This is a genomic window from Streptomyces pimonensis (assembly GCF_041380215.1).
In the GTDB taxonomy this organism is placed as follows: Bacteria; Actinomycetota; Actinomycetes; order Streptomycetales; family Streptomycetaceae; genus Streptomyces; species Streptomyces pimonensis.
Map to the genome: position 1 here is coordinate 18,823 of NZ_JAHWZY010000009.1, position 25,851 is coordinate 44,673.

Annotated in this window: 27 protein-coding genes, 1 tRNA gene and 1 pseudogene; 18 read left to right on the top strand and 11 right to left on the bottom strand. The window is 70.1% G+C overall.

Going from position 1 to position 25,851, the window contains the following annotated elements; genetic code table 11:
• Positions 1-186 precede the first annotated feature (186 nt).
• The 3 genes from KYY02_RS11385 to KYY02_RS11395 form a co-directional block, all read right to left on the bottom strand.
• Complete coding sequence (locus KYY02_RS11385) at positions 187-591, bottom strand: hypothetical protein (protein WP_371237744.1); 405 nt, start codon at positions 589-591, stop codon at positions 187-189.
• A 392-nt stretch (positions 592-983) separates the two neighbouring features.
• Positions 984-1,406 (bottom strand): PIN domain nuclease, encoded by a 423-nt coding sequence (locus tag KYY02_RS11390; protein ID WP_371237745.1) that lies wholly within the window; start codon positions 1,404-1,406, stop codon positions 984-986.
• Positions 1,403-1,618: a type II toxin-antitoxin system VapB family antitoxin gene (locus KYY02_RS11395; RefSeq protein WP_215447885.1), complete on the bottom strand. Its 216-nt coding sequence runs from the start codon at positions 1,616-1,618 to the stop codon at positions 1,403-1,405. Before KYY02_RS11395 ends, KYY02_RS11390 begins: the two co-directional genes overlap by 4 nt.
• Positions 1,619-1,940: 322 nt before the next feature.
• Here KYY02_RS11395 and KYY02_RS11400 point away from each other — a divergent pair, with 322 nt between their 5' ends.
• Positions 1,941-2,090, top strand: a complete 150-nt coding sequence (locus KYY02_RS11400; RefSeq protein WP_371237747.1) for a hypothetical protein — start codon at positions 1,941-1,943, stop codon at positions 2,088-2,090.
• A gap of 154 nt (positions 2,091-2,244) precedes the next feature.
• On the opposite strand, the gene KYY02_RS11405 is transcribed toward KYY02_RS11400, so the two are convergent.
• Together KYY02_RS11405 and KYY02_RS11410 are read right to left on the bottom strand one after the other, a co-directional pair.
• Positions 2,245-2,487: a hypothetical protein gene (locus tag KYY02_RS11405; RefSeq protein WP_371237748.1), complete on the bottom strand. Its 243-nt coding sequence runs from the start codon at positions 2,485-2,487 to the stop codon at positions 2,245-2,247.
• Positions 2,484-2,804, bottom strand: coding sequence for a hypothetical protein (locus KYY02_RS11410; RefSeq protein ID WP_371237750.1), 321 nt, complete (start codon positions 2,802-2,804; stop codon positions 2,484-2,486). Before KYY02_RS11410 ends, KYY02_RS11405 begins: the two co-directional genes overlap by 4 nt.
• A gap of 70 nt (positions 2,805-2,874) precedes the next feature.
• Here KYY02_RS11410 and KYY02_RS34060 point away from each other — a divergent pair.
• Positions 2,875-3,039, top strand: a pseudogene (locus KYY02_RS34060) (tyrosine-type recombinase/integrase); the annotation flags it as partial.
• Positions 3,040-3,128: 89 nt separating this feature from the next.
• Here the strand turns inward: KYY02_RS34060 and KYY02_RS11415 are convergent.
• Positions 3,129-3,202 (bottom strand) — tRNA-Gly (locus KYY02_RS11415).
• Between the two features lie 506 nt (positions 3,203-3,708).
• Here KYY02_RS11415 and dcd point away from each other — a divergent pair.
• Entirely contained in the window at positions 3,709-4,284 is a 576-nt protein-coding gene (dcd, locus tag KYY02_RS11420; RefSeq protein WP_371237752.1) for a dCTP deaminase, read from the top strand.
• Positions 4,281-4,778 carry a phosphoribosyltransferase gene (locus KYY02_RS11425; RefSeq protein WP_371237754.1) on the top strand — a complete coding sequence of 166 codons (498 nt, stop codon included), beginning with the start codon at positions 4,281-4,283 and terminating at the stop codon, positions 4,776-4,778. The genes dcd and KYY02_RS11425 overlap by 4 nt, the downstream gene beginning before the upstream one ends.
• 73 nt (positions 4,779-4,851) lie before the next feature.
• On the opposite strand, the gene KYY02_RS11430 is transcribed toward KYY02_RS11425, so the two are convergent.
• Both KYY02_RS11430 and KYY02_RS11435 read right to left on the bottom strand, forming a co-directional pair.
• A complete protein-coding gene (locus KYY02_RS11430) occupies positions 4,852-5,862 on the bottom strand; it encodes a Yip1 family protein (protein ID WP_371237756.1) in 1,011 nt (336 codons plus the stop codon).
• Positions 5,863-6,266: 404 nt separating this feature from the next.
• Positions 6,267-8,549 (bottom strand): (Fe-S)-binding protein, encoded by a 2,283-nt coding sequence (locus KYY02_RS11435; protein WP_371237758.1) that lies wholly within the window; start codon positions 8,547-8,549, stop codon positions 6,267-6,269.
• Between the two features lie 270 nt (positions 8,550-8,819).
• Here KYY02_RS11435 and KYY02_RS11440 point away from each other — a divergent pair, with 270 nt between their 5' ends.
• The 7 genes from KYY02_RS11440 to KYY02_RS11470 all read left to right on the top strand — a co-directional run bounded on the left by KYY02_RS11440 (position 8,820) and on the right by KYY02_RS11470 (position 16,665).
• Positions 8,820-9,857 (top strand): MraY family glycosyltransferase, encoded by a 1,038-nt coding sequence (locus KYY02_RS11440; protein ID WP_371237760.1) that lies wholly within the window; start codon positions 8,820-8,822, stop codon positions 9,855-9,857.
• A gap of 93 nt (positions 9,858-9,950) precedes the next feature.
• A complete protein-coding gene (dnaK, locus tag KYY02_RS11445) occupies positions 9,951-11,795 on the top strand; it encodes a molecular chaperone DnaK (RefSeq protein ID WP_371237761.1) in 1,845 nt (614 codons plus the stop codon).
• Positions 11,792-12,460 carry a nucleotide exchange factor GrpE gene (grpE, locus tag KYY02_RS11450; protein WP_371237764.1) on the top strand — a complete coding sequence of 223 codons (669 nt, stop codon included), beginning with the start codon at positions 11,792-11,794 and terminating at the stop codon, positions 12,458-12,460. Before dnaK ends, grpE begins: the two co-directional genes overlap by 4 nt.
• A 36-nt stretch (positions 12,461-12,496) precedes the next feature.
• On the top strand, positions 12,497-13,672 hold the full coding sequence (gene dnaJ / locus KYY02_RS11455) for a molecular chaperone DnaJ (protein WP_371237766.1): 1,176 nt from the start codon (positions 12,497-12,499) through the stop codon (positions 13,670-13,672).
• A gap of 5 nt (positions 13,673-13,677) precedes the next feature.
• A complete protein-coding gene (locus KYY02_RS11460; protein ID WP_371237767.1) occupies positions 13,678-14,127 on the top strand; it encodes a heat shock protein transcriptional repressor HspR in 450 nt (149 codons plus the stop codon).
• Positions 14,128-14,401: 274 nt separating this feature from the next.
• Positions 14,402-15,505, top strand: a complete 1,104-nt coding sequence (locus KYY02_RS11465) for a sugar ABC transporter substrate-binding protein (protein ID WP_371237769.1) — start codon at positions 14,402-14,404, stop codon at positions 15,503-15,505.
• Between the two features lie 128 nt (positions 15,506-15,633).
• Positions 15,634-16,665, top strand: coding sequence for a helix-turn-helix transcriptional regulator (locus KYY02_RS11470; RefSeq protein WP_371237771.1), 1,032 nt, complete (start codon positions 15,634-15,636; stop codon positions 16,663-16,665).
• Positions 16,666-16,689: 24 nt separating this feature from the next.
• Here KYY02_RS11470 and KYY02_RS11475 read toward each other — a convergent pair whose 3' ends face one another.
• The gene (locus tag KYY02_RS11475) at positions 16,690-17,709 is read right to left on the bottom strand and encodes a helix-turn-helix transcriptional regulator (RefSeq protein WP_371237773.1); all 1,020 of its coding nucleotides are present in this window, start codon (positions 17,707-17,709) and stop codon (positions 16,690-16,692) included.
• 105 nt (positions 17,710-17,814) lie between these two features.
• Here KYY02_RS11475 and KYY02_RS11480 point away from each other — a divergent pair, with 105 nt between their 5' ends.
• Positions 17,815-18,018 (top strand): hypothetical protein, encoded by a 204-nt coding sequence (locus tag KYY02_RS11480; RefSeq protein WP_371237774.1) that lies wholly within the window; start codon positions 17,815-17,817, stop codon positions 18,016-18,018.
• A 1-nt stretch (position 18,019) separates the two neighbouring features.
• A complete protein-coding gene (locus KYY02_RS11485) occupies positions 18,020-18,355 on the top strand; it encodes a hypothetical protein (RefSeq protein ID WP_371237777.1) in 336 nt (111 codons plus the stop codon).
• Positions 18,356-18,523: 168 nt separating this feature from the next.
• On the opposite strand, the gene KYY02_RS11490 is transcribed toward KYY02_RS11485, so the two are convergent.
• Positions 18,524-18,940, bottom strand: a complete 417-nt coding sequence (locus KYY02_RS11490; protein ID WP_371237779.1) for a pyridoxamine 5'-phosphate oxidase family protein — start codon at positions 18,938-18,940, stop codon at positions 18,524-18,526.
• Between the two features lie 129 nt (positions 18,941-19,069).
• Here KYY02_RS11490 and clpB point away from each other — a divergent pair, with 129 nt between their 5' ends.
• The 3 genes from clpB (at position 19,070) to KYY02_RS11505 (ending at position 23,156) form a co-directional block, all read left to right on the top strand.
• Entirely contained in the window at positions 19,070-21,661 is a 2,592-nt protein-coding gene (gene clpB, locus KYY02_RS11495; protein ID WP_371237781.1) for an ATP-dependent chaperone ClpB, read from the top strand.
• Between the two features lie 183 nt (positions 21,662-21,844).
• Positions 21,845-22,372, top strand: coding sequence for a YbjN domain-containing protein (locus KYY02_RS11500; RefSeq protein ID WP_371237784.1), 528 nt, complete (start codon positions 21,845-21,847; stop codon positions 22,370-22,372).
• A gap of 169 nt (positions 22,373-22,541) precedes the next feature.
• Positions 22,542-23,156 carry a DUF1707 SHOCT-like domain-containing protein gene (locus KYY02_RS11505; protein WP_371237788.1) on the top strand — a complete coding sequence of 205 codons (615 nt, stop codon included), beginning with the start codon at positions 22,542-22,544 and terminating at the stop codon, positions 23,154-23,156.
• A gap of 203 nt (positions 23,157-23,359) precedes the next feature.
• Here the strand turns inward: KYY02_RS11505 and KYY02_RS11510 are convergent, their stop codons facing one another.
• Positions 23,360-24,553 carry a pyridoxal phosphate-dependent aminotransferase gene (locus KYY02_RS11510; RefSeq protein ID WP_371237791.1) on the bottom strand — a complete coding sequence of 398 codons (1,194 nt, stop codon included), beginning with the start codon at positions 24,551-24,553 and terminating at the stop codon, positions 23,360-23,362.
• A 139-nt stretch (positions 24,554-24,692) separates the two neighbouring features.
• Between KYY02_RS11510 and KYY02_RS11515 the strand changes: the two genes are divergently transcribed.
• Positions 24,693-24,953, top strand: a complete 261-nt coding sequence (locus KYY02_RS11515; protein WP_371237795.1) for a hypothetical protein — start codon at positions 24,693-24,695, stop codon at positions 24,951-24,953.
• 368 nt (positions 24,954-25,321) lie between these two features.
• Positions 25,322-25,840 carry a DUF2617 family protein gene (locus KYY02_RS11520; RefSeq protein WP_371237798.1) on the top strand — a complete coding sequence of 173 codons (519 nt, stop codon included), beginning with the start codon at positions 25,322-25,324 and terminating at the stop codon, positions 25,838-25,840.
• Positions 25,841-25,851 lie beyond the last annotated feature (11 nt).

A 25,851-nucleotide genomic window follows, 5' to 3' on the forward strand; every position in this document is an offset into this window, starting at 1 on the left:
GGCCGAGCTAACAGGTGGGAATACCCCCGTCGGCTGCTCTTGTCGACCGTGGTCGACCTCTGGATCTGGCACGGCTGTGGCACGCGCCGAACAGACGGCCCGGAGTTTCGCCGACTCTTCCGTTGCCGGGTGATCAGCCACCGTATCGGCTGCGCAAGTCCTTGTTGGTCCGAGACATCAGCCCGATCACGCCTTGCGGCGACGCCTCTGCCAGCGGACGCTCCGCCTGGAGTCGTAGGCAGTCAGCCCGGTCCCCTTCTCGACGATGGCCGAAAGGGCGAATACCGTGCCACGCACGACCGCAGCGTTGTCCCCCGCATACCAGTAAGGCACGGTAATGCTCACCTCGTCACCGAAGACGGACAGGTCGATGCCCGTGTCCGAGTGGCTCAGGTCCCGCGACTCCTGCTCGTGCTCCGTGATGTTCACTTCACCCAGCAGGGCCCGGGCCTGCGGGACTATTCGGCCCCAGGCTCCGAGGAGCCGGGCAGGAATCGGCTCGCTGTCGTCGGCTGTGTCCTCCATCGCCTCCAGGACCTCATCCCAGGACTGCCCGTCGCGCCGGCGCAGGAAGTCGATGTCGTAGCTCACCGCGCGATCGTAGGCACTCGAACACTGCGAGGGCAGGGCTGAGGCCACTTGCCCCGCCAACTCCGGTGGCGCCATCAGCTCGGGAAGCGACGGCGCTTGGGCGGGCCGTATGGCTCTGACGTGCGCAGATGGCTCTTGCTTGAGGGGGCGTGCGCGTCGGACCGCACCGCTGTTGACCGTGCTTGTCCGCTCTTACGGGCACGCTATGGGCACGGAGCGCGACGCCCGGTGGGAAGAGTGCCTGCTCGGACGGGCATGGTGTTGAGCTGGGGGTCGGTCGGACGTCCAGTCGGGAACGCCTTCGCGCGTGCACAGAGCTTGGAGGAAGCTCGTTGTACGCTGCAAGGCCCATGAGCGCGGCTTCTTCCGAACGGCCGGTGCTCGCCCTTGGTTCATTTGCCGGCTTCGGGTCCGTACCACTGGAGCGCCTGGCCGGTGACGGCGGCGATGCACTCGAAGTCCCGGTCGCGGTGCAGCAGAGTGAGCCCCTGCAACTCGGCTGTGGCGGCCACCACCAGGTCGACGGCCCCGGCGCTGCGGTGCTGTCCGCGCTGGGTCAGGACGTCCTGGACCCGCCAGGCGCGGTCGTAGGCGCGGTCGTCGACCGGCACCCAGCCGAAGAGCAGGCGTATGTCCTCGATGCCTTGTGCGCGGTCGGCGGCGGAACGTGCGCTGTAGAAGAATTCCAGCTCGGTGATGGGGCAGGTGGCGATGAGCCCGGCTGCTGCTGCCTGGTCCCATCCGTACTGCTCGGCGTCGCCGCGCAGGAGGCGGGCGAGTGCGCTGGTGTCGATCAGGTATTGCGCGGCGTTCACCGGCGGTAATTCCCCTTGTCCTCGAAGAGGTCGAGGTCGAAGGCGCCCTCGGCCGCCGAGGCCCGCAGGCGGGTGAGGGCCAGGGCCCGCCGACGGTTCTCCAGCACCTCGCGCAGTGCGGTGTTCACCGTCTCCTTCTTGGTGCTGGTGCCGAGGGCCTTGGCCACGTCGGCGACCAGCTGATCGTCGAGGTCGATCACTGTCCGACTCATGGTGCACCTCCGTAGATATCATTGACGCCATCGACTATATCCCGATTGGGGAGAGAGGGGCGGTGACCGGGGACTCGAAGTGCGACCACCGGATCAGCTGCGATCGTCGCCTCACCTGCTGTGCGCGGTACGCACTTCGGACAGGCTGAGGTTGATCGCCTGCCTGAAGTCCGCGAGGCGGGTGGTCGCGCTGCTCAGCTCATCTGCAAGGCGGTCGTACTCTGCCATTTCTGTGGTGGTAAGAGCGCCCTCATCGTCCTCGGTCTCCGAGATGCGTTGTCCCGCTGAGCAGTACGCGCTCCAGGCGGTACCGCAAGCTCGGGTGTCCCGCGCGGTCACGGATCTCGGCTTCGACGAGGTCGTTCCGCCGAACTCCTATGACGAGGAAAGCGGCGCTAGTGGCTCGGCCAGCATCCTTGGCCAGGTAATCGACCCGCTGCTCGTCGGCCAGCAGACCACCTCCAAGACATGATCTTGGAGGTGGTCGTGGGACGTCGACCGAGTGTGTTCGTCCGGCCGGTCAGCATGGAGGAGGGCCGCAGGCTACAGCAGATCAGCCGGGCCGGCGCGCGCCCGCGCCGTGCGCGGGCCTTGGACCAGTAGAGAAAGTTGTAACTCAGTGAGGCTCAGGCGTCGGTTGGCCTAGCCGGTGACTGGGCTGCCGTAATGCTGCGCGCCTGTTCTGCGGCACGTTGGAGTGCTCGGGCCACCTGTTCGGCGTCGTCAGCACTCAGCAGGATCTCCTGTGTCCACAGGATCGAGAGCCTGACCGTTCCGTCGTGGAGGTGCACGGCTACGTCGACCTCTGTGCCGTCTCCGGCTGCGTCCCTGACGTTGTCAAGGCTCGGGTCGCTCACGAATGCGCTCATGTTCCGATGTTCCACAACGGGGCGTCGTGCCGGTTCGGTCGGTCGCTGATGAGGAGCTGGTGTAGCTCGCCGCGCTGAGTGCCGTTGAGGCTGAGGACCTCGGTGAGGTGGCGGAACGTCGTGTGAGTGACTCCGCGGGCGTGGGTATCCGACTCGAACTCGAACTCGTCGACCTGGCGGAGTACCGTATCGGCGTCGAGTGGCGTCGGCGGCTGGTCCTTCAACCACAGGGCCTTGTTGTGCTCGTAGTCGGTCTCCGAGAAGCCGCACACCTCGCGACTGTGGACCTCGACCTCGTCCAGGGCCGTCGTCGCCATGATGGCTCGGGCAAGGGTGTTGTGACCCAGCGCCTCGTCCAGGTCGACTTCGTGGACAAGCGGGCCTTCGCGCGCCGGCCAGTCGTCCGAGAAGGCCGCGCTGATCTATCAGCACTCCGACGAGGAGCGGCAGCGCGACGTGGCGGCCGGGCTCGACGGCATGGTCCGTGCCGAGCGTGCGAAGAACCACACCGGCGACAAGCCGCACCACAGCGAGATGACCGCCGACGGGTAGCGCGTCCCTGTGGTGCGGTTGTGGTGTGCAGCCCGCTCACTGGTCCAGACAACAAAGAACCCCCGGGTCGATGACCTGGGGGTTTCGCATGGAGCGGGTGACGAGAATCGAACTCGCGCTCTCAGCTTGGGAAGCTGATGTTCTACCATTAAACTACACCCGCGTAATCCGGAGGCCCCGCGTTGAGCGGTGCCCGGATGCCCCGTCACTCTACCCCATGTCAGGCCCCCGGTGTTCGAGCCCGGGGGCCTGACGGTGTTTCAGGGGGTGGATGCGGCTGCGGGGGGCAGAAGTTGGGGCGTACGGTGAAGGTCCGGGGTGCCGCCTGGAGGGGCGTTCCTTTGATCCCGTAATGTGGCTTTTGTTGTCAGGGTAGTTCGCCAGACGCGGCCTCTTGGGGAAGGGACTCTTGGACTTGATGGAGCGCACCGTCGTCCGCTGTGCCGATGGGCACGTGTTCACCGCCGCCTCGTTTCCGATGCAGCAGGCCGAGCGACTCGGTCCCGGCCGGCTTCTGCGGTGTCCGCGCTGCGCGCGGCTCCGCAGTGTCGTGCCGGTGGTGCTCGAGAAGCGGTAGCGCGCGGTAACCGCGCGGTAGCAGGGGTAACAGCGAGGGCGCGTGGGGTGGCCGATTGCGGCCGGTCCGCGCGCCTTGCGTATTCTCGGGGCGTGCTTCTCTCAGACAAGGACATCCGGGCCGAGATCGACGCCGGACGGGTGCGCATCGATCCCTACGACGACGCCATGGTGCAGCCGTCCAGCATCGACGTACGCCTCGACCGCTACTTCCGGGTGTTCGAGAACCACCGGTACCCCCACATCGACCCCTCCGTCGAGCAGGCGGATCTGACCCGGCTCGTGGAGCCGGAGGGGGACGAACCGTTCATCCTGCACCCCGGCGAGTTCGTGCTGGCCAGTACGTACGAGGTCATCACGCTTCCCGACGATCTCGCCTCGCGGCTGGAGGGGAAGAGCTCGCTCGGGCGGCTCGGGCTGGTCACCCACTCCACCGCCGGGTTCATCGACCCCGGGTTCTCCGGGCATGTGACCCTCGAGCTCAGCAACCTCGCGACGCTCCCGATCAAGCTGTGGCCCGGCATGAAGATCGGGCAGCTGTGCATGTTCCGGCTCAGTTCGCCGGCCGAGCACCCGTACGGGAGCGAGCGGTACGGGTCGCGTTATCAGGGGCAGCGGGGGCCGACGGCCTCGCGGTCCTACCTCAGCTTCCACCGGACGGAGGTGTGAGCGGCATGCGCGAGAACCTCAGCTACGAGCAGTTCGGCGTCGCCGTCCGTGAGCTCGCCCAGACGATCGCCGACGACGGGTACGAGCCCGACGTCGTGCTGAGCATCGCGCGCGGCGGCGTCTTCGTCGCCGGCGGACTCGCCTACGCCCTCGACTGCAAGAACATCCACCTGGTGAACGTCGAGTTCTACACCGGGGTCGGGACCACGCTCGAGATGCCCGTCATGCTCGCGCCCGTGCCCAACGCCATCGACTTCACCGACAAGAAGGTGCTGATCGCGGACGACGTCGCCGACACCGGCAAGACGCTCAAGCTCGTGCGCGACTTCTGCCTCGACGCCGTCGCCGAGGTGCGCAGCGCCGTGATCTACGAGAAGACGCAGTCGCTGGTGAAGTGCGAGTACGTCTGGAAGCGCACCGACGAGTGGATCAACTTCCCGTGGAGTGTCCAGCCGCCGGTCGTCAAGCGGTCCGGGCAGGTTCTCGACGCCTGAGAGGGGCGAGAAGGACAAGAAGAAGGGGGCTCCCGGCCGGGAGCCCCCTTCTTCGTCTTCGTCGCAGCCGGGGTCAGAACGTGCCCAGCTTCACGATCGACAGCAGGGCGGCCAGCTGGATCGCCGAGGCACCCAGGGCCTTCGGCCAGGGGAGGTCGTGGGAGCGGCTGACCATGACCGTGAGGAGGGCGCCGGCCGCCACCCAGGTGGCCCAGCCGAGAAGCTGGACGAAGACCGCGTCGCCGCCGGCGAACATGGCGAAGACCAGGCGGGGGGCGTCCGTGAGGGACATGATCAGCATGGAGAGGCCGACCGTGGGCTGCCAGGCGCCGTCGCCGCCGAGCTGGCGGGCCAGGGTGTGGGTGACCACGCCGAGGATGAAGGCGCTGAGCACCATCGCGACGGCCGTCGTCAGGACGATCGGTACCGCGTTCGACAGCGTGGCGTTGATCGCGTCCTCGCGCGCGGTGTCGAAGCCGAAGACGGCGAGCAGGCCGTAGAGGAAGGTGACGATGAGGGCGGGGACCCACATCGTGTAGTCGCGCATCCGCAGGAACGTCGGGGCGGGGGACAGGACGACGCCCTTGAGCAGGTCCTTCCAGCCCAGGCGGGGGCCGACCGGGCCGGGCTGCGGGGTCGTGCCGGCGCGGTAGGTGTCGCCCTGGTGGTAGGGGTCCTCGTTGATCGAGAAGGCCTGGGTGTGGCCCGGGTTGTTGGCGGCGTACGGGTCGTGCGGGGCGCCGTGCGGGTGCGCGCCGTCGCCGAAGTACTCCGGCTCCCCGTGGCCTCCGTGAGCGCCGGGTCCGCCCGGGCCGCGGTTCGCGTGCGGCCAGGGGCCGGCGCCGGTGCCGCCGTACGACGGCTGCTGCGGGTACGGCTGCGGCGCCTGCGGGTAGCCGTACGACGGCCCCTGCGGCGTCTGCTGCCCGTGCGGGGGGTGTTGCGGTCGCGCGTGAGGAGCGCCGTTGTTGTTCCGGCCGCGTCCGATCCTGAATCCAGCCACGTCACCGAACGTACCTGGTCCCGGGCGGTGACGTGCCGGACCCCGGTGTTCGGGCCCGGCTTTGCGGCCGAGCTGTGACATCCCCTAAGGGGTCGTCAGCCGGGGCGTCCGTCTCGCGTAGGGCGCCGTGACGGCCCGGTCCTGCGGAGGACGGAGGCCCGCGCCGGTCGGGGGAGCCGCCGGCGCCCCGCGCGCCGGTTCCGCCGCGCCCACCGGCGGCGAGCGCCGCATCACCGGCCTCGCGGCCGGGGGGCGGACGAACGCGGGGACCGCTTCGCCGCACCTCGTCCGGCGTACGGTGGGGTCCCGTTGCGACGGCCGCCCGCCGCAAGCCCGGCATCGGCCGCCGCACCGGACTCCCCGCGGCCCCGTCCTCCGCCCCGCCCGGCGCCCGGGCCCCCGCGGGCTGAGCCGAAGTGGTGGGGCGCGCGTGGACACGCCGAAGGGGCCGCCCTTCCGGGCGGCCCCTTCGGCGGAGTGTCGTGTTACTCCACCGGCTCCGGCTGCGGAGCGCTCTCGTTCTCCTCGTCGCCCGCCGGGCCGGCCGGGGTCTTGACGGACTCCAGCAGGAGCTGGGCGACGTCGACGACCTGGACGGACTCCTTGGCCTTGCCGTCGTTCTTCTTGCCGTTGACCGAGTCGGTCAGCATGACCAGGCAGAACGGGCAGGCCGTGGAGACGATGTCCGGGTCGAGGGAGAGGGCCTCGTCGACGCGCTCGTTGTTGATGCGCTTGCCGATCCGCTCCTCCATCCACATCCGGGCGCCGCCGGCGCCGCAGCAGAAGCCCCGCTCCTTGTGGCGGTGCATCTCCTCGTTGCGCAGGCCCGGGACCTTGCCGATGATCTCGCGCGGGGGCGTGTAGATCTTGTTGTGGCGGCCCAGGTAGCACGGGTCGTGGTAGGTGATGATGCCCTCGACCGGGGTGACCGGGATCAGCTTGCCCTCGTCCACCAGGTGCTGGAGCAGCTGGGTGTGGTGGATGACCTCGTAGTCGCCGCCGAGCTGCGGGTACTCGTTGCCGAGGGTGTTGAGGCAGTGCGGGCAGGTGGCGACGATCCTCTTCGCCGACCTGGGCTTCTTCGACTCCGCGGTGACGTTGCCCTCGTCGTCCGTCTCCTCGCCGAAGGCCATGTTCAGCGCGGAGACGTTCTCCATGCCGAGTTCCTGGAAGAGGGGCTCGTTGCCCAGGCGCCGTGCGGAGTCACCGGTGCACTTCTCGTCGCCGCCCATGATCGCGAACTTGACGCCCGCGATGTGCAGCAGCTCGGCGAAGGCCTTCGTGGTCTTCTTGGCGCGGTCCTCCAGGGCGCCGGCGCAGCCGACCCAGTACAGGTACTCGACCTCGGACAGGTCCTCGATGTCCTTGCCGACGACCGGGACCTCGAAGTCGACCTCCTTGGTCCACTCCAGGCGCTGCTTCTTGGCCAGGCCCCAGGGGTTGCCCTTCTTCTCCAGGTTCTTGAGCATCGTGCCCGCCTCGGACGGGAACGCGGACTCGATCATCACCTGGTAGCGGCGCATGTCGACGATGTGGTCGACGTGCTCGATGTCGACGGGGCACTGCTCGACGCAGGCGCCGCAGGTGGTGCAGGACCACAGGACGTCCGGGTCGATGACGCCGTTCTCCTCGGCGGTGCCGACCAGCGGGCGCTCGGCCTCCGCGAGGGCGGCCGCGGGCACGCCCGCCAGCTGCTCCTCGGACGCCTGCTCCTCGCCCTCCGCCGTCTTTCCGCCGCCGGCCAGCAGGTAGGGGGCCTTGGCGTGCGCGTGGTCGCGCAGGGACATGATCAGCAGCTTGGGGGAGAGCGGCTTGCCGGTGTTCCAGGCGGGGCACTGCGACTGGCAGCGGCCGCACTCGGTGCAGGTGGAGAAGTCCAGCAGGCCCTTCCAGGAGAACTGCTCGACCTGGGAGACGCCGAAGACGTCGTCGTCACCGGGGTCGGTGAAGTCGATCGCCTTGCCGCCGGAGGTCATGGGCTGGAGGGCGCCCAGGGCGGTCCCGCCGGTGGCCTCGCGCTTGAACCAGATGTTGGGGAAGGCGAGGAAGCGGTGCCAGGCCACACCCATGTTGGTGTTCAGGCTGACCGTGATCATCCAGATCATGGTCGTGCTCAGCTTGATCATCGCGAACAGGTAGACCAGGTTCTGCAGCGTCGCGACGGACAGGCCCTCGAAGGCCAGGACCAGCGGGTACGAGGCGAAGTACGCGGCCTCGTAGCCGTCCACGTGGTGCAGCGCGCCCTCCAGGCCGCGCAGCACGTAGATCGCCAGGCCGATGGTGAGGATGACGTACTCGACGAAGTACGCCTGGCCCATCTTGGAGCCCGTGAACCGCGACTTGCGGCCCGGCCGCGAGGGCAGGCTCAGCAGCCGGATGACGATCAGCGCGAGGATGCCGAGGGTCGTCATCGCGCTGATGAACTCGATGTACAGCTCGTACGGCAGGAAGCCGCCCAGCACCGGCAGCACCCAGTCGGCCTCGAAGAGCTGGCCGTAGGCGGTGACGATGGTCGGCGGCAGCGTCAGGAAGCCGACGGCGACGAACCAGTGGGCGATGCCGACGACACCCCACCGGTTCATGCGGGTGTGGCCGAGGAACTCCCGTACCAGGGTCACACTGCGCTGGTAGGGGTTGTCGGTCCGGGCGCCCGCCGGGACCGGCTGACCCAGCTTGAAGTACCGGACGAACTGGCCGATCGCGCGTGCGAGCAGCGCGACGCCGACCACGGTCAGGACCAGCGACACGATGATCGCGGCGAGTTGCATGGGGGCTCCTCGGGCCTGCGAGGGGTTTGACGAGGGATTCTCGGGACTCCGACGGGGGATCCACTACGGATTCCCCGAGATTACTAAGCGGTAACTTATGCAGTCCGTTCGAGATTACCCCCATCTCCGGTCGCACTGTAGCCGGGCGCGGGGTGATCTGAATCGCTCAGGGTCGCCTATGGCGGCGCCTTCCGGGGCCTCCCGGGTGGCGTCCGGGATCGGATCGTGTTATTCACGCTAAATCAGTCCATATACCCCTAACTTATATCCGTGCTCTACGGGATCGCCGCCGCCGCCACCGCCCTGCTGCTCTCCGCCCTGCTCACGGAAGCGCTGCGGGTCCCCGCCCTGCGCCTGGGAATCCTGGACCGCAGACGCCGTCTGGCGGTGCCGCTGTCCGGGGGGACGGCCGTCGTGCTCGCGACCGGGCTGGTGGCGGGGCTCGGCGACCGTGCGGGACTCGCGCCGCTCGGCACCGGGATCGGGCGGCTGCTGACCGCCGGGGCCTGGATCGGCGTGCTCGGGCTGGCCGCCGACGTGTGGCGGCTGCGGTGGTGGATCCCGCTCACCGCTACGGCCGTGGCGGCGGCGCTCGTCGTGCCGTACGCGGAGACCGGGGTGGTGCGGGGAGTGCTCGCCGTGGGGTGGATCGTGGCGGTCACCGCCGCGTTCCGGGGGCTCGACCACGCGGACGGACTGGCCGGCACCGTGGGGGCGGTGACCGCGTTCGGGGTGGCGGCCTGCGCGGCGGCCGAGCTGATGGACGGGATCGCGGTGCTGACGGGCGTGCTGGCCGCCGCGCTCGCCGGGTTCCTGCTGCACAACTGGCATCCCGCACGGGCCGGCCTCGGCTCGGGCGGCTCGCTGTTCGCGGGGTTCGTGGTGGCCTCGGCGGCGGTGTTCGTGCGGGCCGGACAGGGAACGGCGGCCGGCGCCGGGGTGTTGTTCGCCCTGACGGCCGTGGCGTGCGCCGACGCCGTACTGGTGGTCCTCGCGCGACGGCTCTCCCGGTGGCCGCTGACCCGCGGCCGGCCGGACCACCTCGGACACCGGCTGCGGCGGCTCGGACTCGCCCCCCGCGCGGTGACCGTGCTGCTCGGCGGCGGGGCGCTGGGCGGGGTGCTCGTAGGGGTGGCCGTCCACACCGGACGGGTGTCCGGGGGTGCGGTGGTGTGGGTGGCGGCGGTGGTCATGGTGGTCGTCCTCGCGCTCGTCCGCCTTCCCCTCACCCCTGTTTTCCGCCCTCGTCAACGATCTTCCGAGGCTTCGTCCCAGGTCACAAGGCAGTTGCGTGTAAGGAGCGGATAAGACTTGAGTCTGCTCGACTCAGCTCTGTTGACCCCGCGCCGGGTGTCATGCATGCTTGAGTCTGTTCCACTCAAGTCAGCTGGAGGAATCGAAATGGCACGTGCGGTCGGCATCGACCTGGGCACGACTAACTCCGTCGTCAGCGTTCTGGAGGGCGGCGAGCCCACCGTCATCACCAACGCCGAGGGCGCCAGGACCACGCCGTCCGTCGTCGCCTTCGCCAAGAACGGTGAGGTGCTGGTCGGCGAGGTGGCCAAGCGTCAGGCGGTCACCAACGTCGACAGGACCATCCGGTCGGTCAAGCGCCACATGGGCACCGACTGGAAGATCAACCTGGACGGCAAGGACTTCAACCCGCAGCAGATCAGCGCCTTCGTGCTGCAGAAGCTGAAGCGTGACGCCGAGGCGTACCTGGGCGAGAAGGTCACGGACGCGGTCATCACCGTCCCGGCGTACTTCAACGACGCCGAGCGTCAGGCCACCAAGGAGGCCGGCGAGATCGCCGGCCTGAACGTGCTGCGCATCGTCAACGAGCCGACGGCCGCCGCCCTGGCGTACGGCCTCGACAAGGACGAGCAGGTCATCCTGGTCTTCGACCTCGGTGGCGGCACGTTCGACGTCTCCCTGCTGGAGATCGGCGACGGTGTCGTCGAGGTGAAGGCCACCAACGGTGACAACAACCTCGGTGGTGACGACTGGGACCAGCGCGTCGTCGACTACCTGGTCAAGCAGTTCCAGTCCGGGCACGGCGTGGACCTGGCCAAGGACAAGATGGCGCTGCAGCGTCTGCGCGAGGCCGCCGAGAAGGCGAAGATCGAGCTGTCCTCGTCCACCGAGACCACGATCAACCTCCCCTACATCACCGCCTCCGCCGAGGGCCCCCTGCACCTCGACGAGAAGCTGACCCGCGCCCAGTTCCAGCAGCTGACCGCGGACCTGCTCGAGCGCTGCAAGACGCCGTTCCACAACGTCGTCAAGGACGCCGGCATCCAGCTGTCCGAGATCGACCACGTGGTCCTCGTCGGCGGTTCCACCCGCATGCCCGCCGTCGCCGAGCTCGTCAAGGAGCTGACCGGCGGCAAGGAGGCCAACAAGGGTGTGAACCCGGACGAGGTCGTCTCGATCGGCGCCGCCCTCCAGGCCGGTGTGCTCAAGGGCGAGGTCAAGGACGTCCTGCTGCTCGACGTCACCCCGCTGTCCCTCGGCATCGAGACCAAGGGCGGCATCATGACCAAGCTGATCGAGCGCAACACCACGATCCCGACGAAGCGCTCCGAGATCTTCACCACGGCCGAGGACAACCAGCCGTCCGTGCAGATCCAGGTCTACCAGGGCGAGCGCGAGATCGCGGCGTACAACAAGAAGCTCGGCATGTTCGAGCTGACCGGTCTGCCCCCGGCGCCGCGCGGCGTCCCGCAGATCGAGGTCTCCTTCGACATCGACGCCAACGGCATCATGCACGTGACCGCGAAGGACCTGGGCACGGGCAAGGAGCAGAAGATGACCGTCACCGGCGGCTCCTCGCTGCCGAAGGACGAGGTCGACCGGATGCGCCAGGAGGCCGAGAAGTACGCGGAGGAGGACCACGCCCGCCGCGAGGCCGCCGAGTCCCGCAACCAGGGCGAGCAGCTCGTCTACCAGACCGAGAAGTTCCTCAGCGACAACGCGGACAAGGTCCCCGGTGACGTCAGGACCGAGGTCGAGACCGCCGTCGCCGAGCTGAAGGAGAAGCTCAAGGGCGAGGACACCGCCGAGATCCGCACCGCCACGGAGAAGGTCGCGGCCGTCTCCCAGAAGCTGGGCCAGGCCATGTACGCCGACGCCCAGGGCGCCCAGGCGGCCGGCGGCGCGTCCGCGGGCCCCGGTGAGGCCAAGGCCGACGACGACGTCGTCGACGCGGAGATCGTCGACGAGGACCGCAAGGACGGTGCGGCGTGACCGAGGAGACCCCGGGCTTCGACGAGCAGTCGCAGCAGCCCGACGTCCCCTCCGAGGAAGCCGAGCCGAAGGCCGCCGCCCAGCCCTCCGAGGAGGAGGGGGCGGCCCCGGCCGGGGACACGGGCCAGGAAACGGCACTGGTGGCCCAGCTGGACCAGGCGCGCACGGCGCTCAACGAGCGCACGGCGGACCTCCAGCGCCTCCAGGCCGAGTTCCAGAACTACCGGCGCCGGGTCGAACGTGACCGGATCGCGGTGAAGGAGGTCGCCGTGGCGAACCTCCTGAGCGAGCTGCTCCCGGTGCTCGACGACGTCGGCCGCGCGCGGGAACACGGCGAGCTGGTCGGCGGCTTCAAGTCCGTCGGCGAATCGCTGGAGACCATCGTGGCCAAGCTGGGCCTCCAGCAGTTCGGCAAGGAGGGCGAGCCCTTCGACCCGACGATCCACGAGGCGCTGATGCACAGCTACGCGCCGGACGTCACCGAGACGACGTGCGTGGCGATCCTGCAGCCGGGGTACCGCATCGGCGAGCGCACCATCCGCCCCGCGCGGGTGGCCGTCGCCGAACCGCAGCCCGGCGCGCAGACGGTCAAGCCGGCCGAGGAGAGCACCGAGGCGCAGGCCGACTCGGAGAACAAGGAGAGCGGTGGCCCGGACGAGGGCTGACGTGGGAACAGACGCAGGGAAGGAGGGACGTCGGGGATGAGCACCAAGGACTTCATCGAGAAGGACTTCTACAAGGTCCTCGGCGTCCCCAAGGACGCCACCGAGGCCGAGATCAAGAAGGCGTACCGGAAGCTCGCCCGCGAGTTCCATCCGGACGCCAACAAGGGCAACGTCAGGGCGGAGGAGCGGTTCAAGGAGATCTCCGAGGCGAACGACGTCCTCGGCGACCCCAAGAAGCGCAAGGAGTACGACGAGGCGCGCGCGCTCTTCGGCAACGGCGGTTTCCGCCCGGGGCCGGGCGCGGGCGGCGGCTCCTTCAACTTCGACCTGGGCGACCTCTTCGGAGGCCAGGCCGGCGGCCAGCAGGCGGGCGGCTTCGGCGGCGGCCTGGGTGACGTCTTCGGGGGCCTGTTCAACCGCGGCGGAGCGGGGGCCACGCGTACCCAGCCGCGGCGCGGCCAGGACATCGAGTCCGAGGTGACGCTCAGCTTCACCGAGGCGATCGAGGGTGCGACGGTTCCGCTGCGGATGTCGTCGCAGGCGCCCTGCAAGGCCTGTTCGGGCACCGGCGACAAGAACGGCACACCGCGTGTGTGCCCGACCTGCGTCGGCACCGGCCAGGTGGCGCGGGGCTCCGGGGGCGGCTTCTCGCTCACCGACCCCTGCCCCGACTGCAAGGGCCGCGGTCTGATCGCGGAGGAGCCCTGCGAGATCTGCAAGGGCAGCGGCCGGGCCAAGTCCTCGCGGACCATGCAGGTGCGCATCCCCGCGGGCGTCAGCGACGGCCAGCGGATCCGGCTGCGCGGCAAGGGAGCGCCGGGCGAGCGCGGCGGTCCCGCCGGCGACCTGTACGTCGTCGTGCACGTCGGCGCCCACCCGGTGTTCGGCCGCAAGGGCGACAACCTCACCGTCACGGTCCCGGTGACGTATCCCGAGGCCGCCCTCGGCGGCGAGATCCGGGTCCCGACACTGGGGGGTCCGCCGGTCACGCTGAAGCTGCCGCCGGGCACGCCCAACGGGCGCACCATGCGGGCCCGGGGCAAGGGCGCGGTCCGCAAGGACGGCAGCCGCGGTGATCTGCTGGTCACCGTGGAGGTGAGTGTTCCCAAGGACGTGTCGGGGAAGGCTCGTGACGCGCTCGAGGCGTATCGCGAGGCGACCGCGGACGACGATCCGCGGGCGGAGCTGTTCCAGGCCGCGAAGGGAGCTTGATCTGCATGGACGGCCGTCGACGCAATCCGTATGAACTGACCCAGGACACCCCGGTCTACGTCATTTCGGTGGCGGCCCAGCTCTCCGGTCTGCACCCGCAGACGCTGCGCCAGTACGACCGGCTGGGTCTCGTGTCGCCGGACCGCACGGCCGGCCGGGGCCGCCGTTACTCGGCCCGTGACATCGAACTGCTCCGTCAGGTGCAGCAGCTGTCGCAGGACGAGGGCATCAACCTGGCCGGGATCAAGCGCATCATCGAACTGGAGAACCAGGTCGCCGCCCTCCAGTCCCGTGTGGCCGAACTGGAGGGCGCCCTCGACGGGGCGGCCACGGCGATGCGGCAGCGCGAGGCCGCGGTGCACGCCTCGTACCGCCGCGACCTGGTGCCGTACCAGGAGATGCAGCAGACCAGCGCGCTGGTGGTGTGGCGGCCCAAGCGGCAGCAGCCGGACTGAGGCGCGGGCGCGGAGTGCCGGGAGGCCCGGAGGTCGAGCGGACCTCCGGGCCTCCCGGCTTATGCACGGATACGTGTGTGACTATCGTGTAGTTGCGTGTCCAGAAGATCCTCGCCGGACGTCCGCGGGTCTCTCACGAGTTCGGCACACCGTGCCGTGTCCATCTCGTTAAGCGGCCGACCTTGACGCAGATGAGGGCTGAGGGTTGGCTTTTCAGTCACATGGGCCGCAAAGTCGTGCCCACGTCCGAAACGCACCTGAAGTGAGCCTCCGCATGCGTCGTATCGCCATATCCGTGGCCGCCACCTCCATGTCCGTCATGCTCGCCGGATGCGGCGTGCTCAACGCGACGGGGAGCAGCGACGACGCGAGTCCGGGCAAGGGCGACGACATCACCGTCGGGCTGCTGCTCCCGGAGAAGACCAACACCCGGTACGAGCAGTTCGACTACCCCATCTTCAAGGCGAAGGTGGAGTCGCTCACCAACAAGAAGGGCACCGTCGAGTACGCCAACGCCGAGGCGGACGCCGACAAGCAGGCGAGCCAGATGCAGCAGATGATCGACGACAAGGTCGACGTCATCGTGCTGGACCCGGTCGACGCGCACGGCATCGGGGACAGCGTGCGGAAGGCCAAGGACGCGGGCATCCCCGTCATCGCCTACGACCGTCTCGCCGAGGGCCCGATCGACGCGTACATCTCCTTCGACAACGGGCTGGTCGGCGAGGTGCAGGGACGTTCCCTGCTGGAGTCGCTCGGGGAGACCGCCGTCACCGACAAGATCGTGATGATGAACGGTTCGCCCACCGACCCCAACGCCAAGCAGTTCAAGGCGAGCGCGCTCTCCGAGTTCAAGGACAAGGTGACGATCGCCAAGTCCTACGACACCGAGGACTGGAAGCCGGAGAACGCCCAGGCCAACATGGCCGAGGCGATCAACGCGATCGGTGCGGGCGAGATCAGGGCGGTCTACTCCGCCAACGACGGCATGGCGGGCGGCATCGTCAAGGCGCTGAAGGCCGCCGGCGTGACCGAGCTGCCCCCGATCACCGGCCAGGACGCCGAACTCGCGGCGGTGCAGCGCATCCTCGTCGGCGAGCAGTACATGAGCGTGTACAAGTCCTACCCGGACGAGGCCGAGAGCGCCGCCGAGATGGCCGTGGCGAAGGTCCAGGGCAAGGGCATCCAGTTCGACGCGCTGACCCGCGACCGGGTGAACAGCCCCACCGACAGGGACGTCCCTGCGCAGCTCGTGCCCGTGGTCGCGCTGACGAAGGACAACATCGAGGAGACCGTGATCGCCGACGGGATCTACAAGGTCTCGGACATCTGCACCGCCGAGTTCGCGGCGGCCTGCGAGGCGGCCGGACTGAAGTAGCCGCCCGTCGATATCCGGCCACCCGCCGGTCCCTCGACCGGCGGCGGGCTCCGCCCGTGTTGCACAGCCGGTTCCCGCCGCGCATAGTTGCGCTTCGGAAAGGGGCTGAACCGAGGGTGGGACGGGCGATGGCCGGGCACGGGACGGACGGGCATCCACACGGTGCTGACCGACTGTGCGAGGCCGGGGATCGCGTGTATTCCCGGGCCGTACGGCGCGGACGGCTGCCGCGCCGGGACGCGGAGCCGGTGCCCTGCCTGCTGGAACTGGCCCTGCTGCACCCCGACCCCGACGACATGGACTGGCTCGTCCCCACCTCCCCGCAGGAGGTCATGGCCCGGCTGCTGCGCGGGATGTACGACGAGGTGAGCGCGAGCCAGCGCCGGGTCGGCTCGGCCGTCGAGGCCTTCGAGTGGTACGCCGGTCTGGACCGCCCGGTGCCCGCGTCACGGTCCGCGGCGGAGGGCCCGGCGATCAGGGTGCTGGACGGGCTGGCCCGTATCCAGGCCGCGATGGACGAGGCGACACAGGCGTGCACCACCGAGGTGCTCACCGTCCAGCCGGGCGGCATCCGGCGCGAGGCGGAGCTGTCGGAGGGCCTGCACCGGGCGACGACGCTGCGCGGCCGGGGCGTGCGCATGCGGGACCTGTACACGCACGTCGCCCGGCACGGGCACGGGCTGCTCAGCTACCTGGAGCTGATGGGCGACGCGGTGGAGGCGCGCACGCTGGACGAGGTGATCGACCGGCTGATCCTCTTCGACCGCACGGTCGCCTTCATCCCCGCCAACGCCGAGCGCACCATGGCGCTGGAGCTGCGCCACCCGGCGCTGGTGGAGTACCTGGGCACGGTCTTCGACCGGCTGTGGCGGCTCGCCATCCCGCTGACCGCCCCGCTGCCCGAGACCGGCATCGAGGGCGTCTCGCACCGGGAGCGGTCCATCGCGTCCCTGCTCGCGGAGGGCCACCAGGACGCGGTGATCGCGGAGCGGCTGGGCATCAGCGTGCGGACCTGCCGGGCGCACATCGCCCGCCTGTCGGAGACGCTGGGCGCGGCCAGCCGCACACAGCTGGGCGTCCGCATCGCCCAGGCCGGACTGGACGGCTTCCGGCGCTCCGCCGCCACTTCGCCCGGCCGGGGGGCCCGGCCCGCCCGGTGAGGCGGCCCGCCCGAGCCGGCGGGGTCACTCCGCTGCTCCCTCCTGGTTCAGGATCCCGGACTCCGCGATGAGGTAGCCGAGTTGGGCCCGGCTGCCGCTGCCGAGAGTGGCGGCGAGCTTGGCGATGTGGGCGCGGCAGGTCCGTACGTTCATGCCGAGGCGGCGGGCGATGGCCTCGTCCACGTGGCCCTCCACCAGGAGTTTGGCGATGGAGTGCTGGATCTCCGGTATGCCGTCGGGCGCGGTCTCGTAGGGGGTGCCGGCGGCCAGCGGGACCGCGCGGCTCCACATGAACTCGAAGACCTTGATCAGGTAACGGACGAGGCCGGTGTGCCGCAGTTCCAGGGCGACCTGACGGTCGTCGCGCACGGGGATGAAGGCGACCGCCTCGTCGCAGATGATGAGGCGCTCCACCAGCTCGTCGATGGTGCGGTACTCCGCCCTCCCCTTGGCGAACTGCTCGACGTAGGAGAGGCGCTCGGGGTTGAACCGGGCGGTGTGCTGGTAGAGGGTGCGTATGCGCACGCCGCGTTCGGTGAGCAGCCGGTCGCGCTCGAACCCCTGGAGCAGGCTGCGCTCGGGCCGGTACCCGCTCGGCTGGACGGTGAGCATCTCCGCGCGGCACTGTGCGGTGGCCAGGTCCAGCGCGCTGTTGATGCGGTCGTTGCCCTCGAGCACCGTGATCGCGTGGGTGGGAGCGATCTCCTGGGCGCTCAGGGACATGAACGGCTCGAAAGTGTCGGCGAGCTCTATCGACAGGCGCCTGCGTTCGGTGATCTCCCGTTCTATGGGGCTCAATCGCTGGGCCAGCGCGATCGAGGGAAGCACCGGCCGCAACCACCGCGCATCGTCGGGATCCGGGTGAAGGAGGGCGAAGTCCATCAAGCAGGGCGCGGGTTCCACGTCGGCGCGGGCGATACGTCCCGCGCGCAGAGCATTCGCGTACAGTCGCCCCCCCTCCTCGCACAGCTCAGTCACCGCGTGAGGATGTACCGCCTTGGTCTGTTTTGTTCCCAAATCTCCACCCCACAGGGTCCTGAACATGCAGGAACATGATGCACCGATCGTGTGGCCATGATGTGCCCGAATGAGCCATCGTCGTACTCGACGGGGGACAGAGGGGACCTTCAAGTGAGGACGAAGCCGACTATGGGTAAGAAAATGCTTCGCTCGGTGCTTGTCGCCGCCTTCTCCGTCGGTGTGGCCTTCGGGATAGCGGGCGGCCTCTCCGAGGCGAAGGAAGACGTCCGGGCGGACAGTGTGTGGCCGCCGATCATCGCGCAGGACGCACCTGCGGCCGACAGCGTGTGGGCCGCCGGCCCCGCGCGTACGGACGACAGCGTGTGGGCTTGACATGGCTACTCCACCCGACGACCGGTCCTTCCGCCGGGAGATGGCGACCGCCTACCGGTCCGGATGGCACTTCATCGACCTGGTCACCGCCATCCCCCACAGCGGTGACTCGTTGATGGTGACCGTCTTCGGTGAACCGGTCGTCGTCACCCGCGACGAGGACGGGGACGTACGGGCGTACCGGTGCCTGCGGCGGCCCAGGGGGGCGCCGAAGCCCGTACGGTGTGCCGTCCGGTACGGAATGATCTTTGTGAACCTGGACCAGCGGGACCATCGGCAGGTGGAGTCCGGCTCCCCTGTCTCCCGGACCATCTCGGCCACCCCCCGCAGTGCCTGACGCGATTCCCCCGTCGTAAAAGATCGCGCAGGTGCTTCCCCCCGCAGCGGCGTCACCGTGACCTGAACACGGTGACGCCGCTGCAGTTTTCCCGGACATGTCCGGGTATCTGCCCGGCCGCGTGATGGCCGGAAGTCGCCGCGCGGTACACGGGCCGCACGGCCGGCCTCACCCGCGCCCCATCGCGCGCGTGAGCGCGATCTCGATGACCACCCGGGACGGGTTCGGCCGTGGCGTCCGCCCGTAGCGCTCCGCGTACCGCCGCTCCGCCTCCGCGACGCGCTCCGGGTCCGTGCGGACCACGGCCCGTCCCTCCAGCGTGGCCCACCGCCGGCCGTCCACCTGGCAGACCGCGACGGCCGCGCCCCGGTCCCCCGCCGCCCGCACATGGCGCACCTTCGCGCTCGTCCCGCTGGCGATCACCCGGGCGATCCGCGCCCCGGGGTCGTATGTCACTCCGACGGGTACCAGGTGCGGGGTGCCGTCCGGGCGGAGGGTGGTCAGCGTGCACAGGTGCCTCTCGCGCCAGAAGCTGAGGTACGACGCGTCCGGATCGCCCGGATCTACCGAGTACGTGGTGGTCATGGACCGGAACTTAGCCCCCGTCGTACTCCCGTCCGCCACCTTGAGTGGAATAGACTCAAGTTTGTGTACGTTGACCGAGTCAGCCACGAAGGCCGCTGAAGGGTCACCGCAAGGAGGAGAACGGATACCGTGGACGCCGAGCTGACCAACCGGAGCCGGGAAGCGATCCAGAGCGCCGGAAACCGGGCCGTGGCCGAGGGACACCCCGACCTCACCCCCGCCCACCTGCTGCTCTCCCTGCTCGCCGGGCAGGAGAACGAGAACATCACGGACCTGCTCGCCGCGGTCGACGCCGACCAGGCCGCCGTGCGCTCCGGGGCCGAGCGCGTCCTCGCGGGCCTGCCGAGCGTCACCGGGTCCACCGTGGCGCCGCCCCAGCCCAACCGTGAACTGCTCGCCGTCATCGCGGACGCCCAGTCCCGCGCCCGCGACCTCGGCGACGAGTACCTCTCCACCGAACACCTCCTCATCGGCATCGCCGCCAAGGGCGGAGCCGCCGGCGAGGTGCTGTCGCAGCAGGGCGCCACCGCCAGGAAGCTGCAGGACGCCTTCCAGAAGGCGCGCGGAGCCCGCCGGGTGACCACCGCCGACCCCGAGGGCCGGTACAAGGCCCTGGAGAAGTTCGGCGCCGACCTCACCGCCGCCGCCCGCGAGGGCAGGCTCGACCCCGTCATCGGACGCGACCAGGAGATCCGGCGCGTGGTGCAGGTCCTCTCCCGCCGTACCAAGAACAACCCGGTGCTGATCGGCGAGCCGGGCGTCGGCAAGACCGCCGTCGTGGAGGGCCTCGCCCAGCGCATCGTCAAGGGCGACGTCCCCGAGTCGCTGAAGAACAAGCGGCTGGTCGCCCTCGACCTCGGCGCCATGGTCGCCGGCGCCAAGTACCGCGGCGAGTTCGAGGAACGCCTCAAGACCGTCCTCGCCGAGATCAAGGACTCCGACGGCCGGATCATCACCTTCATCGACGAACTCCACACCGTCGTCGGCGCCGGCGCCGGCGGCGACTCCGCGATGGACGCCGGCAACATGCTCAAGCCCATGCTCGCCCGCGGCGAACTCCGCATGGTCGGCGCCACCACCCTCGACGAGTACCGCGAACGCATCGAGAAGGACCCGGCCCTCGAACGCCGCTTCCAGCAGACCCTCGTCGCCGAACCGACCGTCGAGGACTCCATCGCCATCCTCCGCGGCCTCAAGGGCCGCTACGAGGCCCATCACAAGGTCCAGATCGCCGACAGCGCCCTCGTCGCCGCCGCCACCCTCTCCGACCGCTACATCACCTCCCGCTTCCTCCCCGACAAGGCCATCGACCTCGTCGACGAGGCCGCCAGCCGCCTCCGCATGGAGATCGACTCCTCGCCCGTCGAGATCGACGAACTCCAGCGCGCCGTCGACCGGCTGAAGATGGAGGAACTCGCCCTCGGCAAGGAGACCGACGCCGCCTCCCTCGAACGCCTGGAGCGCCTGCGCCGCGACCTCGCCGACAAGGAGGAGGAACTGCGCGGCCTCAACGCCCGCTGGGAGAAGGAGAAGCAGTCCCTCAACCGGGTCGGCGAACTGAAGGAGAAGCTCGACGAACTGCGCGGACAGGCCGAACGCGCCCAGCGCGACGGCGACTTCGACACCGCCTCCAAACTGCTCTACGGCGAGATCCCCACACTCGAACGCGACCTGGAGGCCGCCTCCGAGGCCGAGGAGGAGGTATCCAGGGACACCATGGTCAAGGAGGAGGTCGGCGCCGACGACATCGCCGACGTCGTCGCCTCCTGGACCGGCATCCCGGCCGGCCGCCTGATGGAGGGCGAGACCCAGAAACTGCTCCGCATGGAGGACGAACTCGGCAGGCGCCTCATCGGCCAGGCCGAGGCCGTGCGCGCCGTCTCCGACGCCGTACGGCGCTCCCGGGCCGGCATCGCCGACCCCGACCGCCCCACCGGCTCCTTCCTCTTCCTCGGCCCGACGGGCGTCGGCAAGACCGAGCTGGCGAAGGCCCTCGCCGACTTCCTCTTCGACGACGAGCGGGCGATGGTCCGCATCGACATGTCCGAGTACAGCGAGAAGCACAGCGTGGCCCGGCTGGTCGGCGCCCCACCCGGCTACGTCGGCTACGAGGAGGGCGGCCAGCTCACCGAGGCCGTCCGCCGCCGCCCCTACAGCGTCGTCCTCCTCGACGAGGTCGAGAAGGCGCACCCCGAGGTCTTCGACATCCTGCTCCAGGTGCTCGACGACGGCCGCCTCACCGACGGCCAGGGCCGCACCGTCGACTTCCGCAACACCATCCTGGTGCTGACGTCCAACCTGGGCAGCCAGTACCTGGTCGACCCGCTCACCACCGAGACGGAGAAGCGGGAGCAGGTCCTGGAGGTGGTCCGCGCCTCCTTCAAGCCCGAGTTCCTCAACCGCCTCGACGACCTGGTCGTCTTCTCGGCGCTGACCAAGCCCGAACTGGCACGCATCGCGCGGCTCCAGCTCGACGGCCTGGCCCGCCGCCTCGCCGAACGCCGCCTCGCCCTGGACGTCACCCCCGAGGCGCTGGAGTGGCTCGCCGAGGAGGGCCTGGACCCCGCCTACGGCGCCCGCCCGCTGCGCCGCCTCGTCCAGACCGCCATCGGCGACCGCCTCGCCAGGGAGATCCTGGCCGGCGAGATCAAGGACGGCGACACGGTCCGCGTGGACCGCTACGAGGACGGCCTCCTGGTGGGCCCGGCCACCGGTGAGTGACTCCGGCTGATGCTTCCGCCTTCGGGCCCGATGTTCCCCCCGGGAACGTTGGGCCCGACCCGTACCGGGTACCCCGGCATTGACCGGATCGGGTCAGCCCACGGCTGACAGGCCCGTCGGGGCTTGCCACCCCCCTCCCCGTATGGGGGAGGATGGCGGAATCCGTACGAAGGGAAATTCACGGTGACCATCGACCCGTCCTCGATTCCGAATTTCGGGGGCCAGCCCGAGCCGCAGCCGCAAGGACCGGCGGGCCCCGTCGTCCCGGATCAGGACCTCGTGAAGCAGCTCCTCGACCAGATGGAGCTCAAGTACGTCGTCGACGACGAGGGTGACCTCGCGGCGCCGTGGGAGCAGTTCCGCACCTACTTCATGTTCCGCGGTGAGGGCGACCAGCAGATCTTCTCCGTCCGGACGTTCTACGACCGGCCGCACCAGATCGACGAGAAGCCCCAGCTGCTCGAGTCCGTCGACGACTGGAACCGGCGCACCCTGTGGCCCAAGGTCTACACCCACACCCACGACGACGGCACGGTCCGCCTCATCGGTGAGGCCCAGATGCTGATCGGCATGGGCGTCAGCCTGGAGTACTTCGTCTCGTCGACGGTGAGCTGGGTGCGGGCCGCGATCGAGTTCGACAAGTGGCTCGTCGAGCAGCTCGGCCTGGAGCAGGAGATCAACGAGGCGGACAAGCCCGAGGACGACGAGTAGTCCGTCTCCGGACACGACGTCTCGGCGGGTGCCGGCAGGCACCCGCCGTGCGCGGGAAGAGCCCGCCCCGGACGCCGACCGCACCACGGCCGGCCCCGGGGCGGGCTCTTCCCGTACCCCGCCCGCGGTTACGGCCCGCTCGGCCCGCCGACTGCTTACTCTTGTGGCCATGACAGCCCAGTACCCCGAGCCCTTTCCGCACCCCGTCCCCCCGGGCGAGATGCGCGCCTCCCACGACGACCGGGAAGCGGTGGTGGAGCAGCTGCGCGACGCGGCGGCCGAGGGGCGCATCGATCTCGATGAGCTGGATGCGCGCCTGGAGCAGGCGCTGACCTCCAGGACCTACGCCGAGCTGGCCGTCCTGACCGCCGACCTGCCGAGGCGGGAGCCGGCCGGGAGCCGGCAGCAGCCCCTGGTGCTCAAGGGCGGCCTCCACGGGGCGTCCCGGGGCCCCGGACGCTGGGAAGTCCCCGGGCACGTGATCGCTCACGGAGGCATGGGGGGCGTGAAGCTCGACTTCACCCGGGTCGAGTGCCGCCTCCCGGAGGTCACGGTGGAGGCGTACGGGGAGGCGGCCGGTGTCACGATCGTCATCCCCGACGGCTGGGCCGCGGACACCGGCGCCCTGGACCCCGGCCTCGGCGGTCTGAGGGACAGGACCACTTCCGACCGGCTTCCGGGAACCCCGCTGATCCGGCTCACCGGGTCCGGCGGCATGGCGGGAGTGGTCGTCCGCCACCCCAACCGCTGGGAGCGGCGCAAGCTGAACGGCAACCCGGCGTAGGCCGGGACGCGTGTCGAGGCGGTGGCCCGGCGTCCGTCATGAAGCCACCGGCCGCCCCGCCCCGAGGCGGCGGGGCGAAAAACAGGGAGGAAGGACCGCCCGCCCTCCCCGCCGGAAGGCCCGCGTCACCCGGGCGAGAGGCCGGCCCGCGGGGCGGGGCGCGGGTGGCCCGGACCCGCAGCGGCACGGAAGACGGTCCTCGCTCAGCGGGCCACAGCGGCCTTGAGGCGGCGGGAGGCCTCCTCCAGTACGGACCGCTGCTTGCAGAAGGCGAAGCGGACGAAGGGGGCGCCCAGTTCGCGGTGGTCGTAGAAGACGGCCGTGGGGATGGCGACGACGCCCGCGCGCTCGGGGAGGGAGCGGCAGAAGGCGATGCCGTCGCTCTCGCCCAGGGGGCGGATGTCGGCGGTGACGAAGTAGGTGCCGGACGGGCGGTAGACGGTCAGGCCGGCCTCCTCCAGGCCCGCCGCCAGGACGTCGCGCTTGGCGAGCATGTCCGCGCGGAAGCCGGTGAAGTACGACTCGGGCAGGGCGAGAGCCTCGGCGACCGCGTACTGGAAGGGGCCCGCGGAGACGTAGGTGAGGAACTGCTTGGCCGAGCGGACCGCCGTGACCAGTTCCGGGGCCGCCGTGACCCAGCCGACCTTCCAGCCGGTGAAGGAGAAGGTCTTGCCCGCGCTGGAGATGGTCACCGTGCGGTCCCGCATGCCCGGGAAGGTGGACAGGGGGAGGTGTTCGGCGCCGTCGAAGACCAGGTGCTCGTAGACCTCGTCGGTCACGACGAGCAGGTCGCGTTCCACCGCGAGCTCGGCGATCGCGGCCAGTTCCCCGCGGGTGAGGACCGTGCCGGTCGGGTTGTGCGGGGTGTTGAGCAGGAGCAGGCGGGTGCGGTCGGTGACGGCGTCGCGCAGTTCGTCGAGGTCGAGGCGGAAGCGGCCCTCGCGCGGGCGGAGCGTGACCGGGACGCGGGCGCCGCCCGCCATGGCGATGCAGGCCGCGTAGGAGTCGTAGTACGGCTCGAGGGCGATCACCTCGTCGCCGGGTTCCACCAGGGCGAGCAGGGCGGCGGCGATCGCCTCGGTGGCGCCGGCGGTGACCAGGACCTCGGTGTCGGGATCGACGGTGAGGCCGTAGCGGCGCTTCTGGTGCGCGGCGACGGCGGTGCGCAGTTCGGGGACGCCGGGGCCCGGCGGGTACTGGTTGCCGCGGCCGTCCCGCAGGGCGCGTACGGCGGCCTCCCTGACCTCCTCGGGGCCGTCGGTGTCGGGGAAGCCCTGGCCCAGGTTGACGGATCCGGTCCGCAGGGCCAGGGCGGACATCTCGGCGAAGATCGTCGTCCCGAACTCGGCGAGCCGGCGGTTCAGGAGGGGGCGCGCGCTGGAGGTCATGGCGGTCATCCTGCGCCGAAGCTCTGGAGTTCCTCAACTCCGCTTTGGGCCGCGCGGGCGGAGGGCATCTCCCGGTCACACACGTGAGCGAGGCACCCACAGGGGGCTGCTTCGGGGGATCACGGGGGAACGGAAGGAGGGTGACGCCATGGTCATCGGCATCATCCTGGTGGCGCTCTTCGCGGTGCTGGCCGGGGCCTTCACGAGCGCGGCGCGCAGGCCCGCACGACGGATGGGCGCAGGCCGTCCGGGCCGTCGCGGCAAGGGCCGCGACAGCTGGTGGGCGGGCGACGGGGGCAGCGGCGGAGGCGGCGGGGCCTGCGGCTCGTCGTCGGGCTCCGACGGGGGATCGTCCTGCGGGGGCGGGTCGTCCTGCGGGGGCGGCGGATGCGGTGGGGGAGGCGGCTGACACGGGGCAGCCCGCCTCCACAGCGGGGGGTGACGCATCCGCGACAGCGGGGTCCGCGCCTTGGGCGGGCCCCGCTGTGCCGTTCCGGGACGCGGCGCACCGGCGTACGCCGTCACCTCGGGGCGTGCGCCGGAGTTGAACAGGTGAGCTGGGGAGCCCCCCAGCGGATGGAAAGCCTATGAAGTTGGGTAAAAACGCTGCGTGGCACCACAATTCATGATTGCCTATAAATCACCGACGCAGCCCTCGGAATCCCCGCGGACCCTTCTCCCGGCCGGGTGACCGGGCTGGCGGGCCGAGTTCCCCGGTGCGACCGGGGTGCGCGGACCCCCTCTCTCCCTCTCCTTGTGTGCTTGCGGAGCCGATCCATGCTCACGACCCTGAACACCGCCTACTCCGACACGCGTGCGGCCGACCTGGCCTGGACGCTGGGACGCGAGCCGCTCCCCGCGCTGGCCGCACTGGATCTCGAACTGGCCGGAAGAAAGGTTCAGTTGAGGCTGCTCGGCGCGTCCCACCAGGTGCTGCTCGAAGAGGAGCGGGGCCTTTGCTCGGAGACGGTGGCGTGTATTCCGGGCAGCAGCACGCCGCTTCCGCTGGGCGTGGCCAAGCGGGTGGACGACTGGGAGTACGAGTTCGCCGCCCGGGTGGAGGTGCTCTCCCCGGGGTCCTTCGCGGGCCGCGCCCAGGAGTTGCTGGCCCTGGTCTCCGACCACCCGCAGGGCCTCGTCGGGGTCTTCCCCGGAAGTCCGCACGCGTTCACGGCGATGCTCGCCCAGTACCACGAGGGCCAGGTGCACTGGCGGACCTGGCACGCCTATCCGCAGGACGGGCAGCTGGTGGCGACGCGGACGAAGGCGGGGGTGCGGGCGAGGGCGACGGTGTGAGGCCCGGGCGA